At 30.5% G+C, this 18,303-nt stretch carries 15 protein-coding genes; 8 read left to right on the top strand and 7 right to left on the bottom strand.

The genetic code is table 11. From position 1 onward, the window contains the following. Positions 1-20 precede the first annotated feature (20 nt). Positions 21-1,985 (top strand): YgiQ family radical SAM protein, encoded by a 1,965-nt coding sequence (locus ACYPV9_RS11445; protein ID WP_299063921.1) that lies wholly within the window; start codon positions 21-23, stop codon positions 1,983-1,985. A gap of 43 nt (positions 1,986-2,028) precedes the next feature. Here the strand turns inward: ACYPV9_RS11445 and ACYPV9_RS11440 are convergent, their stop codons facing one another. The 5 genes from ACYPV9_RS11440 to ACYPV9_RS11420 form a co-directional block, all read right to left on the bottom strand. Further along, positions 2,029-2,850 (bottom strand): class I SAM-dependent methyltransferase, encoded by an 822-nt coding sequence (locus ACYPV9_RS11440; RefSeq protein ID WP_459743861.1) that lies wholly within the window; start codon positions 2,848-2,850, stop codon positions 2,029-2,031. 78 nt (positions 2,851-2,928) lie between these two features. After that, the gene (locus ACYPV9_RS11435) at positions 2,929-3,816 is read right to left on the bottom strand and encodes a dienelactone hydrolase family protein (RefSeq protein WP_459743857.1); all 888 of its coding nucleotides are present in this window, start codon (positions 3,814-3,816) and stop codon (positions 2,929-2,931) included. 82 nt (positions 3,817-3,898) lie between these two features. Next, positions 3,899-4,462, bottom strand: a complete 564-nt coding sequence (locus ACYPV9_RS11430) for a PAS domain-containing protein (protein WP_459743855.1) — start codon at positions 4,460-4,462, stop codon at positions 3,899-3,901. Between the two features lie 67 nt (positions 4,463-4,529). Next, entirely contained in the window at positions 4,530-5,069 is a 540-nt protein-coding gene (locus tag ACYPV9_RS11425; RefSeq protein WP_459743853.1) for a sigma-70 family RNA polymerase sigma factor, read from the bottom strand. A gap of 453 nt (positions 5,070-5,522) precedes the next feature. Beyond that, positions 5,523-8,954 (bottom strand): methylmalonyl-CoA mutase family protein, encoded by a 3,432-nt coding sequence (locus tag ACYPV9_RS11420; protein ID WP_459743851.1) that lies wholly within the window; start codon positions 8,952-8,954, stop codon positions 5,523-5,525. A gap of 178 nt (positions 8,955-9,132) precedes the next feature. On the opposite strand from ACYPV9_RS11420, the gene ACYPV9_RS11415 reads away from it, so the two are divergent. The 6 genes from ACYPV9_RS11415 (at position 9,133) to ACYPV9_RS11390 (ending at position 15,939) form a co-directional block, all read left to right on the top strand. Next, entirely contained in the window at positions 9,133-9,675 is a 543-nt protein-coding gene (locus ACYPV9_RS11415; protein ID WP_299063941.1) for a DUF4136 domain-containing protein, read from the top strand. Between the two features lie 63 nt (positions 9,676-9,738). Further along, a complete protein-coding gene (locus ACYPV9_RS11410) occupies positions 9,739-9,903 on the top strand; it encodes a DUF5522 domain-containing protein (protein WP_172830876.1) in 165 nt (54 codons plus the stop codon). A gap of 65 nt (positions 9,904-9,968) precedes the next feature. Continuing rightward, on the top strand, positions 9,969-10,673 hold the full coding sequence (locus ACYPV9_RS11405; RefSeq protein WP_079738201.1) for a DUF4197 domain-containing protein: 705 nt from the start codon (positions 9,969-9,971) through the stop codon (positions 10,671-10,673). Positions 10,674-10,741: 68 nt separating this feature from the next. Continuing rightward, complete coding sequence (locus ACYPV9_RS11400; protein WP_459743846.1) at positions 10,742-10,918, top strand: hypothetical protein; 177 nt, start codon at positions 10,742-10,744, stop codon at positions 10,916-10,918. Positions 10,919-11,176: 258 nt separating this feature from the next. After that, positions 11,177-14,296: a SusC/RagA family TonB-linked outer membrane protein gene (locus ACYPV9_RS11395; protein WP_459743842.1), complete on the top strand. Its 3,120-nt coding sequence runs from the start codon at positions 11,177-11,179 to the stop codon at positions 14,294-14,296. A gap of 26 nt (positions 14,297-14,322) precedes the next feature. Continuing rightward, entirely contained in the window at positions 14,323-15,939 is a 1,617-nt protein-coding gene (locus ACYPV9_RS11390; RefSeq protein WP_459743838.1) for a RagB/SusD family nutrient uptake outer membrane protein, read from the top strand. An 82-nt stretch (positions 15,940-16,021) separates the two neighbouring features. Here the strand turns inward: ACYPV9_RS11390 and ACYPV9_RS11385 are convergent, their stop codons facing one another. Both ACYPV9_RS11385 and pyrF read right to left on the bottom strand, forming a co-directional pair. Continuing rightward, entirely contained in the window at positions 16,022-16,786 is a 765-nt protein-coding gene (locus ACYPV9_RS11385) for an ABC transporter substrate-binding protein (RefSeq protein WP_459743834.1), read from the bottom strand. Positions 16,787-16,789: 3 nt separating this feature from the next. Then, complete coding sequence (pyrF, locus tag ACYPV9_RS11380; RefSeq protein WP_459743831.1) at positions 16,790-17,599, bottom strand: orotidine-5'-phosphate decarboxylase; 810 nt, start codon at positions 17,597-17,599, stop codon at positions 16,790-16,792. Positions 17,600-17,696: 97 nt separating this feature from the next. Between pyrF and ACYPV9_RS11375 the strand changes: the two genes are divergently transcribed. Beyond that, complete coding sequence (locus ACYPV9_RS11375) at positions 17,697-18,191, top strand: TlpA family protein disulfide reductase (protein WP_459743829.1); 495 nt, start codon at positions 17,697-17,699, stop codon at positions 18,189-18,191. Positions 18,192-18,303: the final 112 nt, after the last annotated feature.

Below are 18,303 nucleotides of genomic sequence, written 5' to 3'. Positions count from 1 at the left end.
TCTCCTTATTTTTGCAAACTATGCAAGAAACAAAGAAACATCAACTAACAGATTGGTTACCAACTACAAACAAAGAGGTTAAAATTCGAGGTTGGGAAGAATTAGACGTTATTCTATTTAGCGGAGACGCTTATGTAGATCATCCATCTTTTGGGCCTGCTGTAATTGGTAGAATTTTAGAAAGTTATGGTTTGCGTGTGGCAATTGTACCACAACCAAGTGTAAACGATAACTTACAAGATTTTGAAAAATTAGGTAAGCCTCGTTTATTCTTTGCTGCTACTGGTGGATGCATGGATCCGATGGTTTCTAATTACACGGCAAGTAAAAAAAGACGTGATAAAGATGCATATACACCAAACGGAGATAAGGGCTTTAGACCTGATTATGCAACATCTGTATATTCTAAAATTTTAAAAGAAAAGTTTCCTGATGTACCTGTTTTAATTGGCGGAATTGAAGCTTCTTTAAGGCGTGTAACTCATTACGATTATTGGTCGGATAAGTTGTTGCCTTCTATTTTAGAAACTTCTAAAGCAGATATGTTAGTTTACGGAATGGGAGAACAACCCTTACGTGAAATTGTTGAATTGCTGCAAAAAGGTGTACCTTTTTCTAGCTTAAAAAACATCAAACAAACTGCGGTTTTAATCAATCAAAAAGAAGAAAAAATACCTGTAGTTAATGGTTGGGAAGATGTTACAATCAATTCTCATGAAGCATGTTTAAAAGATAAAAAAACATTTGCTTCCAATTTTAAAGTGATAGAGCAAGAATCTAACAAATTAAAAGCTAGAAGAATTTTACAAGGAATAGGAGAGAATACTTTGGTTATTAATCCGCCTTACCCAACAATGACAGAAAAGGAAATTGATGGTTCTTTCGATTTGCCTTATACACGTTTGCCACATCCAAAATATAACAAACGTGGACCAATACCTGCGTTTGAAATGATTAAATTCTCGATAAATATACATAGAGGATGCTTTGGTGGTTGCAGCTTTTGTACAATTTCTGCGCATCAAGGTAAATTTATTGCAAGTAGAAGTCAAGAATCTGTTTTGAAGGAAGTAGATAAAGTGGCAAATATGCCAGATTTTAAAGGTTATTTATCTGATATTGGTGGGCCATCTGCAAACATGTATCAAATGAAAGGTAAAGTGCAGTCCATTTGCGATAAGTGTGTTGCGCCAAGTTGTATTTCGCCAGTAATTTGTTCTAATTTAGATACTTCTCATAAACCTTTAACAGAATTATATCAAGCAGTTGATAAACATCCGAAAATAAAAAAATCTTTTATCGGAAGTGGAATTAGACATGATATGTTGGTGCCAGAATTCAATAAAAATGCAGATGCAAAAGAATTAGATGCGTATACAGAAGAAGTAATGACAAAACATGTTTCTGGTCGTTTAAAAGTAGCACCAGAACACACATCAGATCCTGTTTTAAAATTGATGCGTAAACCTTCGTTTAAATATTTTCATTTATTTAAAGAGCGTTTTGATAAAATAAATATCAAGAGAAAATTAAATTTGCAATTAATACCTTATTTTATTTCTAGCCATCCAGCAAGTGAAGTAGAAGATATGGCAAATTTAGCGGCAGAAACTAAAGATATGGGTTTTCAGTTAGAACAAGTTCAGGGTTTTACACCAACACCTATGACAGTTGCAACTGTAATTTATTATTCAGGTTATCATCCGTATACGTTAAAACCTACTAAAACTCCTAAAACTAAAAAGGAAAGAGAAGATCAACATAAATTTTTCTTTTGGTACAAGAAAGAAAACAAAGATTGGATTCGAAATACATTAAGTAAAGTTGGCAGACCAGATTTATTAAAAGTATTATTACCAGAAACAAATTCGTGGCAAAAGAATAAAAAAGCAAAACCTGCTAAAAATACTTTTGATGATGCAGTGCCTTTTAATAGAAGAAAGAAAAAAGCTAGTAGAGCCTCTTCTAAAAAAAGAAGACGATAAGTTAAGAAAAGCGATAACCATTAAGTTTTAAAAAACTTAATGGTTATTTTTTTACAGCAATCATCATATGCGGACTAAATGGTAGTAAATACTCATCATTTTGAGTTAATTTTTGTAAAGACTTTAATGTTTTAGATTTCTTTTTATCTAACATATTCGCAAAATATTCATTGTCTAACCAAATCATGCCCTCAACGGCAAAAAGATTAATAAAAGTAAGATTTTGTTCTAAAAATTCTGACTTTAAAGATGCTGGTTTATGATAGTATGCATCAGCTAATAAAAAAGGAAAATCTTTTGGTGCGTTATGTACACCTGTAGTTAATTCTTTTTTACACATGTCAAAAAATGAATTTGCATGTATCATTCCGTTCATTAAACCAACTACTGTAGATGCAGTTGCATTTATTGCAAAGCCTAAAATAATTCCGTCTTTTTTTAAAACTCTTTTTGCTTCTAATATAGCTGCAATCCTATCCTCTTTTTTTTGTAGATGATATAAAGGACCGTGTAGTATTACTAAATCTGCAGAACTATCTTTAAAAGGAAGTTTTTTTGCTTCGCCAATAGTTACAGAGAAAGGGTTTTTTAATTTTTTTGCTCTTTTTTCTGCAAGTTTTATGTGTTTTAAAACAGGTTCTATTAAATGTACTGTATGATTTTGTTTTGCTAACCATTCAGAATATTTGCCAGTACCACCACCAACATCAACAACGGTAATTTTATCTTTTAAAATATGAAGCTGTATTAACTCTTTAATACGTTCAAATTCAAAAATTCCCATACCTTTTTCTAGGCGAGTTTCTTCGGAAGCTTTGTTGTAAAAATCTTCTAGTTCTTTGCTAATTAATTGTTGTTTCTTCAAGTTGTACTTTTAAGAAGTTAAAAGTAAATAATTTAAAACAATTAAGTATAAAACCGTAAAAGTGATTGTAAATAAATATTATCTAACATGTGTTTTCAAGAAAGCAATGGTTCTTTCCCAAGATAAATCTGCAGCAGCTTCATCAAATCTTGGTGTTGTATTATTGTGAAAACCATGATTAACCTCTGGGTAAAAATGCGCAGTATGTGTTATTTTATTTTCTTTCAATACTTTTTCGAAAGCAGGCCAACCTTCGTTTACTCTTTTGTCTAAACCAGCATATTGTAAAAGTAAAGGTGCTTTTATTTTAACTGCATCTTTTGCCTCTGGTTGCCTACCATAATATGGTACAGCAGCAGATAATTCTGGCAGCCTTACTGCCATCATATTAGAAATCCATCCGCCAAAACAAAAACCTACAACACCAACTTTACCATTGCAATCTTTATGGTTTTTTAAATAATTATACCCAGCAATAAAGTCTTCTAACATTTCCAATCGATCTCTTTTCTTTTGCATTGCTCTACCTTCATCATCACTTCCTGGGTAACCACCTAAAGGAGCTAAAGCATCTGGAGCTAATGTTATGAATCCATCTAAAGCAGCCCTTCTACCAACATCTTTTATATACGGATTTAAACCTCTGTTTTCATGAACAACTAATAAACCTGGTAATTTTCTAATGTTTTTTACGCGTTTAGAAAGTAATCCATTCATTTTTTTTCCTCCTTTAGGAGATTCATAATGTATGGTTTCTGATTTTAATCTAGGATCATCTGGTTGAACCGTAATTGAGTCTATGTAATTAGGAGAAATAAAACTTAACAAAGAAGGTAAGGTAATGGCACCAACAGCAAATAAAGAAAGCTTTTGTAGAAAATCTTTTCTGTCCATTTTATTGTGCGCATAATCATCATATAAATCAAACACTTCTTGACTTATATCTTCTTTTTTTAAATTTTGCATATTACTTTTTATTTAGGATTCTAATTTAAGTTTAAAGTACTTAAAAATGAAGTAAATATTATAATTAACGGTTAAGTTTAAGTTAAACTGCCTTTTCGAGTGCAATATAATGTGTGGTGTTTTCTATTGATAAAGGAAAAATTTTAATTTCGCATTTATATGCGGTTTTATCCTTTTTATAATTTAAAACAGTTTCTTCAAAAGGTTTGTTTGCTATCAATTTTTTTCTAATTCTGGTTCTTGTTTCTTCACAAGTATTATCACCTTGAAGAAAAGTAGGTGTTTTATTAATAGCATATTTTTTACTAAAACCTGTCATTTTTCTAAAACCATCGTTCACCCAAATAATTTCTTGAGCTTTATTGGTAAGTACAATTGTTTCGAAATCTTGATTTTTAAAAATTGCATCTACATCATTACACCAATTAAACTTATTTGCAAAGTCTTTTATTGTATTAATATCATTTTTCCTGTTGATTTTTCTTATCTCATCAGTAAAATAATCTATGTAAAAGTCAAAACTTTTTATTGGAGCTTTAAGAAAATCCGAAGATGAAATTTGACTTTGTAAGTACGTGTAATCGTGATCATTTTGCGAAGACATAAACAAATCTAAACACATCATACCAGCCAAATTATTTCTCATAATAAAAAGAATTTTTAAATTAAAAAGCTAAGCTATAAAAAAATGCCTAGATTTTGTGTTAAAAAACTTATTTACAGACTTTACAGTCCTTTTTATCTTGAATTTCACCTGTTAAATTGCCTTTTTTATCAAATTGAAAGCCACAACAATCGATAAAGCCTTTTGCAATTAGTTTTCTTGCACGTTGAATTTGAGATTTTGTTGTAGATAAGCTTTGTTCTAATTTTAAGGCAATATCCTTTTGTTTTAGACCTTTTATGTCTGATAAAAATAATGGTTTTCTGTATTTTTCTGGCAAGTTTTGTATAATTCCTCTTAAGCAATCTTTTTCTGTATGAATATCATCAATAATATTAGTTTCAGATTCGAAATTTGCGATTTCAAAAGTTTGATTTGTAGTTTTCCAATAATTTAAAACCGAATTTCTAGCAATGGTAAAACACCATGATTTTAATTTATTTAAATCTTTTAAAGTATGAAGATTGGTGTGAATTTTCATAAAAGTATCTTGTAAAATATCATCTGCTATTTCAGCATTTTTTACTTTGCTAATTATGAAATTTTTTAAATCATCAGAATAAGAGGTCCAAACGTCTTTAGTAGTCATAAATAAATATAAAAAAAATAAAAAAACGAAACAATTTTAGAATGTTAAGATTGTTTCGTTTTCGTAAATAACCTTTTAGCAATTACAAGAATTACATGTACAATTAACACATGTGCAATCTTTACAAGATCCATTTTTACAACCATTGCAATTGCAAGTACAATTTTTATTTTTCATGATATTCATTTTAAAGTTCATAGAATAGACTCAAAAAAGTTTAAAAAGATGCATAAATTTATAATCTTTTTAAACTTTTTTAAAAAAAAGCTTAGTATTATTTACCAATAGTATAGATTTAAATTTTGAATTAAAATTGAACCAAGAACAAAAAGTAGCTAAAAAAATCCTGTTAAAGAATTTTTAAAAGTTAATAGTGATGCAATAAGTTCATAGAAAATTAAAAACTCCGCAAAAATTTTGCAGAGTTTTTAATTAAATGTTAGAATAAATATTTTACATATTTCGTCTATACTGACCGCCAACTTTAAATAAAGCTTCTGTAATTTGCCCTAAAGAACAAACTTTTGTAGCCTCCATTAGCTTGTCAAATAAGTTTTCATTCTGTATTGCCGCTTCTTGTAAAATTTTAATTTGAGTAGCAACTTTGTCAGGATTTGCTTTATTTAATAATTCTTTAGTTTGTATTTGATGCTTTTTCTCTTCTTCTGTAGCTCTAATAACTTCTGCTGGTTGTACTGTTGGTGAACCTTTAGAACTTAAAAATGTATTAACACCAATAATTGGGAATTCTCCGTTATGTTTTAGCGTTTCGTAATACAAACTTTCTTCCTGTATTTTAGAACGTTGATACATAGTCTCCATAGCTCCTAAAACACCGCCACGCTCTGTAATTCTATCAAACTCTAATAAAACAGCTTCTTCTACTAAATCGGTTAATTCTTCAATAATAAAAGCACCTTGAATAGGGTTTTCGTTTTTAGTTAAACCTAATTCTTTGTTAATGATTAACTGAATTGCCATTGCCCTTCTTACAGATTCCTCTGTTGGTGTAGTAATTGCTTCGTCATAAGCATTTGTATGTAAAGAATTACAGTTATCGTTTATTGCATATAAAGCTTGTAATGTAGTTCTAATATCATTAAAATCAATTTCTTGTGCGTGTAAAGAACGTCCAGAAGTCTGAATATGATACTTTAACATTTGCGCTCTAGAATTGGCTCCATATTTATTTTTCATGGCTTTTGCCCAAATTTTACGAGCAACTCGTCCAATTACAGAGTATTCTGGATCTATTCCGTTTGAAAAGAAGAAAGATAAGTTGGGTCCGAATTTATTAATATCCATTCCTCTACTTAAATAATATTCTACATAGGTAAATCCGTTAGATAAAGTTAACGCTAATTGTGTAATTGGGTTTGCGCCAGCTTCTGCAATATGATAGCCAGAAATTGAAACAGAATAAAAGTTTCTTACTTGCTTTTCTATAAAGTATTCTTGTACGTCACCCATTAAACGTAATGCGAATTCCGTAGAAAAAATACAAGTATTTTGGGCCTGATCTTCCTTTAAAATATCTGCTTGTACAGTCCCTCTAACTTGTGCTAAAGTGTCTTTTTTAATTTGCTGATAAACATCCGAAGGTAAAACTAAATCACCAGTTAAACCTAATAATAGTAATCCTAAACCATTGTTTCCTTCTGGTAAATTACCTTGGTAAGTTGGTCTTTCTAACCCTTTATCATCGTAAATTTCTTTGAATTTTGATTCAACATCTGCTTCAAGATTATTTTCTTTGATATATTTCTCACAATTCTGATCGATGGCAGCGTTCATAAAGAAACCTAGCAACATTGGTGCGGGACCATTAATTGTCATTGAAACCGATGTCATGTGATGACTTAAGTCGAAACCAGAATACAACTTCTTAGCATCATCTAAACAACAAATCGAAACACCGGCATTACCAATTTTACCATAAATATCTGGTCTTTCACCAGGATCATTACCGTATAGAGTAACAGAATCGAACGCTGTGGATAAACGTTTAGCATCCATTCCTAAACTTACATAATGAAAACGTCTATTGGTTCTTTCTGGTCCGCCTTCTCCGGCAAACATTCTTGTAGGGTCTTCACCTGTTCTTTTAAACGGATACAAACCTGCTGTAAACGGAAATTCTCCAGGAACATTTTCTTGTAAATTCCAACGTAATAAATCTCCCCAAGCTTCGTATTTTGGTAAGGCTACTTTTGGAATTTTTGTATGAGAAAGTGACTCTGAATGTGTTTCTATTTTAATTTCTTTATCACGTACTTTAAAGGTGTAAATAGGATTTTTATATTTAGTTACTTTATCTTGCCAATTTAAAATGATTTCCCAGTTATAAGGGTTTAAATTTAGTTTTACCTTCTCAAATTGAGCTACTAATAATTTTACAAAATCAGTATTATCATTTTTTAAATCGCTAATTACTGTATCTAAATCGATACCAGCTTTTGTGATTGCTACGGGTTTTTCTACAATAGATTCAATAGTTTTATGGATTCCGTATAACTTTTGAGCGACCTTAACTTGGTCGTTAGCAGTTTTGTCGTAAGCTCTGTTGTTTTCTGCAATTTCAGATAAATAACGAACTCTTGCTGGCGGAATTACAAAGATTTTTTCTGACATTTCCTTCGTAATTTCCATTTTAGACTTTAAGTCTGCATCAGTTTTTTCGACCAATTTATCCATAATACTTTTATATAAAGTATTCATTCCTGGATCGTTAAACTGAGAAGCAATTGTACCATAAACAGGTAAGTCATCTTGATGTATATGCCATAGATTATTATTACGCATATATTGCTTTTTTACATCTCTAACAGCATCTAAAGCACCTCTTTTATCAAATTTGTTAATTGCAACTAGGTCGGCAAAATCTAACATGTCTATCTTCTCTAGTTGAGTAGCAGCACCAAATTCTGGTGTCATAACATACAGAGAAGTATCAGAATGTTCTATAATTTCTGTGTCAGATTGCCCAATACCAGAAGTTTCTAAAATAATCAAATCGAATTCGGCAGCTTTTAAAACTTCTACTGCTTCATTTACATATTTAGATAAAGCTAAGTTAGATTGACGAGTTGCTAAAGAACGCATATAAACTCTAGAATTGTTAATTGCGTTCATTCTTATTCTATCACCTAAAAGTGCACCACCTGTTTTTCTTTTTGATGGGTCAACAGAAATTAAACCAATTGTTTTTTCTGGAAAATCGATTAAAAAACGTCTCACCAATTCATCTACCAAAGAAGATTTTCCTGCTCCACCGGTTCCTGTAATACCTAAAACCGGAGTTTTAGAATTCTTATTTTTTTGATGAATTTCATCTAAAGTCTTTTTTGCCACCTCAGGAAAGTTTTCTGCAGATGAAATTACTCTGGCAATATTCCCGATTTCTTTTTCTGCTAATTTAGATACATCAACATCAAGTATGTTTCCAATGGCAAAATCAGATTGTTGTACCAAGTCATTTATCATTCCTTGTAAACCTAATGCTCTACCATCATCCGGAGAATAAATTCTTGTAATACCGTAATCCATTAATTCCTTTATTTCTTCCGGAAGAATTACACCGCCACCACCACCAAATATTTTAATGTGTCCTGCATTTTTCTCCTTTAATAAATCGTACATATATTTAAAGTACTCGTTGTGACCACCTTGGTAAGAAGTAATTGCAATAGCGTTTACATCTTCTTGTATTGCGCAGTTTACAACTTCTTCTACAGATCTATCATGGCCTAAATGAATAACCTCTACGCCAGTAGATTGTATAATTCTTCGCATGATATTAATAGCTGCATCGTGTCCATCAAAAAGCGCCGCGGCTGTTACTATTCTAACTTTATATGTAGGTTTATATGGTGTAATTTGTTCCATTCGTAATAAATGTTATAATTTTAGGTTGCAATTTACGAAAATCTTAAAAAAATATATAATTCTTTATCGTTTTATAAATTGAAAAAAGTTTAGCTGAATTGATACTACTTAATTTTTATAAATATGGCACAATAATTGGTATAATTTGATATGAAATTTAACTGTTAAAATAATCATTATGAGATATATGAAAATTACTTTATTGCTATTTGTTTTTGCGTTTTCTTCTTGTAACTCTGTTAAAGTAGTTACAGATTATGATACAAAAGTAGACTTTAATAAGTACAAAACCTTTGCTTTTTATAAAACAGGTATAGATAAAGCGGCAATTTCAGATTTAGACAAAAGAAGAATTTTAACTGCTATCGAAAGCGAGTTATTGCTTTTGGGATTTACCAAATCTGAAAATCCAGATATGTTGGTAAGCATTTTTACAAAATCTAGAGAAAAAGTAAATGTGAACCAAAATAATAATTTAGGTTATGGTTTTGGTTGGGGATGGAATCCTTGGATGTGGAACGGCAATAACAATGTAAATGTTTCGCAATATACAGAAGGTACTTTGTTTATTGACTTTATAGATAAGAATAAAAAAGAATTGGTTTGGCAGGGAGTTGGAACGGGAGCTTTAAAAGTGCAAAACAGAGAAAAAAAGGAAGAAAGAATAAAAGAGTTTGTAAAAGAGATAGTGTCTAAATTTCCGCCAGAAAACAAAGAATAATATTTCATAGAAAAGCGTTCGTAAGAACGCTTTTTTTATGTATTAAATTGATACTTTTGCAGTATGTATAATAAAAGAATTCCTCTAGAAGAAGGCGATTACTATATAAACGAACAAGGTTATAAAGTTTTTACAGAAAAGTTTCATCTTAGAAGAGGTTACTGTTGTAAAAGTGGTTGTAAACATTGCCCTTATGGTTATGATAAAAAAACAGATTCTTTTAAATAATTGATTAATTAGTGACTTTAAAATTTTAAAGGTATCTTAATAATATAAAGAGTAAAAAACAGAAAATGATAAAAAGAATATTAGTTTTAGTTGTAGCGCTTCAATTTGTAGGTTGTGCAGAATTACAAAATGTAGTAAAGAATTTACCTAATGGAGGTGGTTTAACCCAAGACCAAATAGGTAATGGTTTAAGACAAGCTTTGGATAACGGAATTAAGAATCAAGTTACAAAGTTAACTTCTAAAGATGGTTTTTATAGAAACGAATTAGTTAAAATAATTTTACCAGAAGAACTGCAGGCTGTAGATAAAGGATTAAGAAGTTTAGGGTTAGGGAATTTAGCTGATGAAGGTATTAAGGTTTTAAATAGAGCGGCAGAGGATGCTGTTAAAACTGCTACGCCAATCTTTGTAAATGCAGTAAAAGAAATAACATTTAACGATGCAAAAAATATCCTTTTAGGAGATAAAAACGCCGCAACTAATTATTTGCAAACAAAAACAGAGCAAAATTTATATGCGAGTTTTACACCAGTAATAGATAAATCTTTTTCTAAAGTTGGTGCCGATAAGGTTTGGAATAATTTAATATCAAAATACAATAATATTCCCTTTGTAAAAAAAGTGAATCCGGATTTAACTAATTATGTAACTACAGAAGCATTAAAAGGAGTATTTACTATGATAGAGGTTGAAGAAAAAGGAATTAGGGAAAAAGTTGGATTGAGAAATACTGCATTGTTAAAGCAAGTTTTTGCTTTGCAAGATTAATAAAATACTGATTTTTAACAATTTGTCTTTAAATATTTTATTATATTTAAAGACAAATTGTTTTAATTATGTCACGTATACATCAACTACAAACTTACAGTAAGCATTTAAAAGACAGTTATTTTAAATTGTTAGAAAAATCTAACAGCTATCGTTTTATAGATGAAACTATAAGCGATTTTGCTGCATATAAGGCGATGAGAATTTTAGAAAAATTGAACAAACTTAATTACTTACAACGTTAATTTTTTTTCAAAGTTATTTTTCTCATTTTTAGTTTTTTATGTTTTTAATGAACTTATGTTTAACAGTTTTTGTTAAATTATTCTTTGTTGATTTTGTGTTTTTATAAATTTTCCTTAAAAAATTCAACTTACAATCCTTATTCGTTAAGGAATTGTTAAAGTATATACTACGCTTGTGTTAATTTTTTCTTTTGGGACCTTCATTCTTAACATAATATTTAGATTCGTCTCATAATAATAATTCAACTCAAATATTTTATGAAAAAAATTAAAAAGAATGTTTTGTTGCTATTTCTCTTTATGGGAGCAATTGTGGCAAATGCGCAGCAAGTTTCAGTATCTGGAACAGTAACTGACTCCTCTGGTATTTTGCCAGGTGTTAGTGTCTTGGTAAAAGGAACTACCAATGGTACAGAAACAGATTTTAATGGTGTTTACAAGATAAATGCAAGCAAGGGAGATGTTTTAGTATTTCGTTATTTAGGTTATAAAACTATTGAAAAAATAATAGGTAACTCTAATGTTATTAACGTAAGCTTAAAAGAAGATAGTAGTGTTTTAGATGAAGTTGTTGTTGTGGCTTATGGTACAACAACAAAAGCTGCATTTACAGGTTCTGCAGACGTGGTTGGAGCTAAAGATTTAGCATTAAGAAATGTTACTTCACCTATTGCAGCTATAGAAGGTAAAGCTACTGGTGTTCAAATAGTATCTTCTTCTGGTCAACCAGGTTCTTCCCCAGGAATAGTTATTAGAGGAGTTGGTACTTTAAACGGTTCAGCAACTCCTTTGTATATTGTAGATGGTATTCAGTTTGAAGGTTCGTTAAATACAATAAATCAAGAAGATATCGAATCTATGACTATTCTTAAAGATGCAGCTTCAACAGCTCTTTATGGTGCTCGTGCTGCAAATGGTGTAGTTTTAATTACTACGAAGAGTGGTACTAAAGGTAAAACACAAGTAAACTTTTCTACACAGTATGGTTTAGTAACTAGAGGTATACCAGAATATGATTATGCTAATCCTGGTCAATATTACGAGTTAATGTGGGAAGCTTACAAGAACTCACTAACAGGATCAGATCGAGAGTCGAGAGCTTCAGCAGAAATTTATAATCGCCTTGGTTATAATCCTTTTAACGTTGCTAATGATCAAATAGTTGGTGTCGATGGTAAATTAAATCCAAACGCTAATTTAATTTATAAAAGCTTAAACTGGTATGACAAATTAGATCAGGTTGGTACAAGAGTTAATCATTCTGTAAATGTGGCTACTGGTGGTGAGAATCATAAAGTATTTTTCTCTACATCTTATTTAGATGAAGAAGGATATATTATAACGTCTAAATTCGACAGAATAACTACTCGTCTTAATGCAGATTTCGATGTGAACAAATGGTTATCTATTGGTGGTAGTGCAAATGTTTCTATATCAGAATCTAAAGGGCCTCCATCTAGAGGAACTAGTATCGCAAATCCATTTGCTTTTGCTAAAAATATAGCTTCAATATATCCAGTTTACTTAAATGACGCAAATGGTAACTTAATATTGGATGCTGCAGGTAATCCTCAGTATGATCTTGGTGAAGGAGATTTTTCTTTAAACCAAGGTTCAAGACCATACAATGCTGGTCGTCATGCTATAGCAGAAGCTATTTTAAACGATGAGTTAAATAGAAATAACACCTATGGTTTTAGATATTATGCAGATTTTAAATTAGCAGAAGGACTAAATTTAAAATTTAATTATGGTAGAGATATTAATGAAGGAATTAATAAAAGTTATGAAAACCCTATTGTTGGAGACGGACAACCAACTGCTAGATATGGTGAAACTAGATTTAGAAGAGATGTACAAAACTTTTCTCAAGTTTTAAGCTTTAAAAAATCTTTCAATGATGTGCATAATTTTGACATTACTGCAGGTCACGAAAGCTATGATAGAGCATTTTCTAATAATAATGCTTTAGCAACTACAGAAACTGCAAGTGGTATATTTGAATTCGACAATTTTTCTGTACCAGTTAGTTTAAATGGTTCTAGTACTTTAAAAAGAGTAGAAGGTTATTTTGCTAGATTAAACTATAATTTTGATAATAAATATTACTTAACAGCTTCGGCTAGAAGAGATGGTTCGTCTTCTTTTAGTAGAGATGCTAGATGGGGTAATTTTTATTCTTTAGGAGCTTCTTGGAGAATTGATCAAGAAAAATTTATGCAAAATGTTTCATTTATAGATCGTTTAAAATTAAGAGCATCTTATGGTCAAGTAGGTAACGATAACTTAGGGTTCTTTATTTCTCAAGCATTATACAGTATTACATCTAATGCAGGTGCACCTGGTCTAGTTTTTACCGATCCAGGAAATAATGAATTAACATGGGAAACCGTAGGTAGCTGGGATGTTGCTTTAGAATTTGGATTATTTAATAATTTCCTAGAAGGTTCTATAGAATATTATAAAAAGAATTCTACAGATTTATTATACAACTTACCAATACCTTTATCTAATGGTATAAATTCTGCTCCTTTTAATATTGCAGACATGTATAATTCTGGTTACGAGTTAGGATTAACAGGGCATTTAATTAATAAGAATGATTTTAAGTGGGATTTAAGTGTACAAGCTTCAACATTTAAAAATGAAATTACGTCTTTACCAGATCCTTTTGTTACTGGGTCAAAAAGATGGGAAGAAGGAAGATCTAGGTATGATTTTTATATTTTTCACTCAGCTGGTGTAGATCCTGCTAACGGAGACGCATTATATTATATGTTTGAAGACGGAGAAAATGGAGATAGAGTAGCTGTTTTAGATGCAGACGGTAATCACGAAACGACTAATAGTTGGCAAGATGCAGGTAGAGCTTATGCAGATGAGACTACTATTCCTGATGTATTAGGTTCTATATCTAATTCTTTTTCTTATAAAGGTTTCTCTTTAGATTTATTATTTACTTATGGTATTGGAGGTAAGTTTTTAGATTACGGATATTCAGACATGATGCATTCAGGATCATATGGAGATTCATATCACCCAGATGCTTTAAATGCATGGAAACAGCCAGGTGATATTACTAGTGTACCAAGATTAGAAGTTGGAAATACAAATCAAGTTCAGGCACAATCAACTAGATTTTTAACTAGTGCTTCTTTTTTAGCTTTAAAAAATGCAAACTTTGGTTACGCTTTTAATAATGATATTACAGAGAAATTTGGTGTAAATAGTTTAAGGGTTTATGTTTCTGGTGAAAATTTATTTTTGCAAAGTGCTAGAACAGGTTTAAATCCACAGTATAATTTAGGAGGAACTCCTTCTGGAAATGATTTTAATCCATCTAAGACTATAACTTTTGGTTTAAATGTGTCATTTTAATAAATAATAAAAAATAAAGAATAATTATGTTAAAAAAAATAAGCGCATTGTTGCTAGTGGTTTTAACGATCACTTTAACATCATGTAACGAAGATTTTTTAGAAACTAAACCAACAGATGCGATTTCTGCAGGAGATGCATTGTCTACGCCAGAAAATATGGCATTGGTTTTAAATGGGTTACATAGATTAATGTATGCTCAAGCAGGTATAATTCCTGGTGGATCTAATAGTAGAGCCGGTATGCAATACTGGATTCCTATGTTTGATGTTTTGACTGGAGATTTAATTCACACGGCTAGAGCTAATGGATGGATGAGAGCAGAATTACAATGGAATGTTCATACTTTAGAAACTTCGGAATCAGTAAGTCAATTATGGTATCAACGTTATCATTTTATAGCTAGTTGTAATGCAATAATTAATAAAGTAGAAGAAGATGGTTTAACTATTGATGCTAATATGAGTAATATATTGGGGCAAGCTTATGCATATAGAGCTTGGGCTTATCATTCTTTAGTTACAACTTACGCTAAAGGGTATTTAATTGGTAATCCTTCTACAGACCCTGGTGTACCATTGCTATTTAAAACCGAAGCGCCTTATACAAGTGAACCAAGATCTTCTGTTCAGGCTATTTATGATCAGATAAATTTAGATTTAGGAAAATCTATTGAATTTTTTGAAAATGCATCTGCAAGAGTAGATAAATCTCAATTAAATATAAATGCAGCATATGGTATTAAAGCTAGAGTTGCTTTATCTGAAGGTGATTGGCAAGCTGCTTCTGATGCGGCAAAAAAAGCTCGTGAGGGTTATCCTTTAATTAACGAAGCAGATTGGAAGTCTGGGTTTAACACAGTAGATTTATCAGAAGTTATTTGGGGTGGTAATGTAATTCAATCTGAAACTACATTTTTCCGTTCTTATTTCTATTATATTTCTCCTACCTTTCAAGGGAGTCAAAACAGAGGTAACCCTAAAACAATAAGTAAAGAAGTTTACGATGCGATTCCTGATACAGATTACAGGGCAGATTTATTCTTACCATTGGCTCCTAATACCAATGGTGCAGCTGCAAATGGTGAAGGAGGAAGCTTTTTAACAGATCCAAACTATGATACTGAAGAGGATTTTGATGCAGCTAAAGCAGAAATTGTAAGTAAGTGGGGTGTTACAACAAGACATAATACCCATCCATACATGCATGTGAAATTCAGACAAAAGAACCCAGGTACTATAGATCCTGATGATGTAATTTATATGCGTTCTTCTGAAATGTATTTAATTGAAGCAGAAGCAGAAGCTATGATGAATGATGTAACTGGCGCTCAAACAGCGTTAAAACCTTTAGCTGAAGAAAGAGATAGTGCTTTTGATGTAACTGTTTTTGATACAAAAGAAAAACTAATGGATCAAATTAAACTTCAAAGAAGGGTAGAATTATATGGAGAAGGATTTAGTTGGTTAGATCACATCCGTTGGGATGAAGGTATTGATTTAACAAATTCTGGTGCTGCAGAAGTATTGTACCAAGCCGGATTTAAACAAGACAAACCTTCTTTAAATGATGCTTGGATCTGGAAAATTCCTCAAAGAGAAATTGATGCAAATCCTAATTTAACTGAAGCAGATCAAAATTAAAATCTAATTATTAGATTTGTAAAGGCCACCTTTTTTAAAAGGTGGTTTTTTTATATGAGAATTTTAGAAAAATTGAACAAACTTAATTACTTAAAGCGTTAAGTGATTCAATATCGTTTCTTAATTTTTTAAAATAATCAAAGGCTTTTATAAGTCTACTTCCGTACCAAGAAAAATATTCGCCATCAATTAAATGTACTTTAGAGCTAAAAATAAAATCATTTTTATTTTTTTCTTGAAAAGGAAAAGGTTCTGATGATAAAAAGATACAATCTATGTTTCTATTTTTTAAATCATCAATGTGAATTTCTGGGTATCTACTTAAGTTTTTATAAATATTATTAAAATTGTTTATTTCTAATAAGTGATTGATAAATGTGTTATTGGCAGCAATCATCCATGGGTTTTTCCATATAAAATAAACAACGTTTAATGTAGGTTTGTCTTTAATAAACCGATTAAAATCTATCAATTTTAATTCAATTTCTGAAATTATTTTAAAGGCTTTATCTTCACAAAAAAGAATTTTTCCGTAGTAATCAATTAAATTAAGTACGTCTTTAATAGTAAATAAATCAGAAACATGAGTTTTAGTAATTTTGCTGCATTTTGCTACGATTTCTTTCGTGTTTTCTTCTTTATTACAAAGAATAATCGTTGGGTTTAAAGCTTCAATTTTATCTAGCTTGATGTTTTTTGTACCACCAACAATATTTTTTTCTTTTAAAAGATTTTTAGGATGTACGCAAAACTTTGTGATGCCAACAATTTGAGCTTCTAAACCTAGATCGACTAGCAATTCGGTTATGCTTGGTACTAATGATATGATTCTTAAACTTTCTTTCAATACTTATATTAAAGTAGCCATTTTAACTTGAAGTTCCTTAGCTTTTTTTGCTGCTTCATTGGCAAAGTTTACATCTTTAGAGGCGTAAATAATTCCTCTAGAAGAATTTATTAAAAGTCCGATGTTTTTCGATAGGCCATACTTACAAACATCCTCTAAATTACCACCTTGCGCACCAACACCTGGTACAAGTAAGAAAGAATTTGGTACTATTTTTCTAATTTCTTTAAAATATTCTGCTTTTGTTGCGCCAACAACATACATCAAGTTTTTAGAGTTTTGCCAGTTTTTAGAAGTTTCTAATACGTGTTTATACACTTCTAAATCATCAATTTTTTTTGTTTGAAAATCGAAAGCACCTTCATTAGAAGTTAATGCCAACATAATTGTGTGTTTGTTTTCAAAAGCTAAAAAAGGTTCTACAGAATCTTTACCCATGTAAGGTGCAACAGTTACAGAGTCAAAAGCTAAATCTTCAAAAAAAGCGTTTGCGTACATTGTAGAGGTATTGCCAATATCACCACGTTTTGCATCTGCAATTGTATATATTTCTGGATACTTTTTATTTAAATAGTTAATTGTTTTTTCTAAAGATTTCCATCCTTTTAAACCATATGCTTCATAAAAAGCAGTGTTTGGTTTGTAGGCAACACATAAATGGTGTGTAGCGTCAATTATTGCTTTATTAAATTCGAAAATAGGATCTTCTTCCTTAAGCAAATGCTCAGGGATTTTGTTTAGATCTACATCTAATCCAATACATAAAAACGATTTTTTCTTTTTAATTTGAGCTACTAATTCTTGTGTTGTCATAATTTAAATAAAGTTTCGCAAAAATACTTAATTTCACTTTAATTTGTAAGATTTAACAAGTAAAGAAGACCATAAAATAAATTATTATGTTTCTCTAATGAAAAAAATCTTATTAATTTTAGTAGTAATCATTTCTAGTTGTAATCTAGAAAAGCCAACCGAGTTTTCAAATTTAGCTTTAAAAGAGGTTGTTTTCGATTTAAAAAAATCTCAAAAAACTTTTAAAAGTGTATTAGATACATATAGGGGGAAGAAAATTTTAATAGATGTTTGGGCTTCTTGGTGTTCCGATTGTATTAAAGGTTTACCAAGTGTTAAGAATCTTCAAAAAGAATATCCCGATGTAGTTTTTTTATTTTTGTCTGTGGATAAAAGTCAATCTGAATGGAAAAATGGGATTAGAAGATTTAAAATCAGCGGAGAACATTATAATTTGCCTAAAGGGATGAAGAATGGCGACTTTGTCGATTTTATAAACCTCAATTGGATTCCTAGATATTTGGTTGTTGATGAAAAAGGAGAAATCTCACTTTTCAAAGCTACAAGAGCTTCGGATAATGCAATAGTAGATGCGCTAAATAAAACTATATAAATCGTTTTAGTAACTAATTTCGATTGTAACTAATAAATTAAGTTCCATTTCTTAAATTTACATCAGAAATTAAAATTAAAAATATAGCTTTTAAGCTTTAAAAATAATAATT

The sequence above is a fragment of the Polaribacter sp. OB-PA-B3 genome (genome assembly GCF_054589375.1).
Note: the sequence above shows the minus strand (reverse complement) of the source record. Positions and strands in the feature narration are given on the sequence as shown.

Coding starts and splice junctions, on each gene's coding strand:
- ACYPV9_RS11395 (WP_459743842.1), top strand. CDS start 11,177: ATGAAAAAAATTAAAAAGAATGTTTTGTTGCTATTTCTCTTTATGGGA.
- ACYPV9_RS11435 (WP_459743857.1), bottom strand. CDS start 3,816: ATGCAAAATTTAAAAAAAGAAGATATAAGTCAAGAAGTGTTTGATTTA.
- ACYPV9_RS11400 (WP_459743846.1), top strand. CDS start 10,742: ATGTCACGTATACATCAACTACAAACTTACAGTAAGCATTTAAAAGAC.
- ACYPV9_RS11410 (WP_172830876.1), top strand. CDS start 9,739: ATGTATAATAAAAGAATTCCTCTAGAAGAAGGCGATTACTATATAAAC.
- ACYPV9_RS11375 (WP_459743829.1), top strand. CDS start 17,697: ATGAAAAAAATCTTATTAATTTTAGTAGTAATCATTTCTAGTTGTAAT.
- ACYPV9_RS11390 (WP_459743838.1), top strand. CDS start 14,323: ATGTTAAAAAAAATAAGCGCATTGTTGCTAGTGGTTTTAACGATCACT.
- ACYPV9_RS11420 (WP_459743851.1), bottom strand. CDS start 8,954: ATGGAACAAATTACACCATATAAACCTACATATAAAGTTAGAATAGTA.
- ACYPV9_RS11415 (WP_299063941.1), top strand. CDS start 9,133: ATGAGATATATGAAAATTACTTTATTGCTATTTGTTTTTGCGTTTTCT.
- ACYPV9_RS11425 (WP_459743853.1), bottom strand. CDS start 5,069: ATGACTACTAAAGACGTTTGGACCTCTTATTCTGATGATTTAAAAAAT.
- ACYPV9_RS11405 (WP_079738201.1), top strand. CDS start 9,969: ATGATAAAAAGAATATTAGTTTTAGTTGTAGCGCTTCAATTTGTAGGT.
- pyrF (WP_459743831.1), bottom strand. CDS start 17,599: ATGACAACACAAGAATTAGTAGCTCAAATTAAAAAGAAAAAATCGTTT.
- ACYPV9_RS11430 (WP_459743855.1), bottom strand. CDS start 4,462: ATGAGAAATAATTTGGCTGGTATGATGTGTTTAGATTTGTTTATGTCT.
- ACYPV9_RS11445 (WP_299063921.1), top strand. CDS start 21: ATGCAAGAAACAAAGAAACATCAACTAACAGATTGGTTACCAACTACA.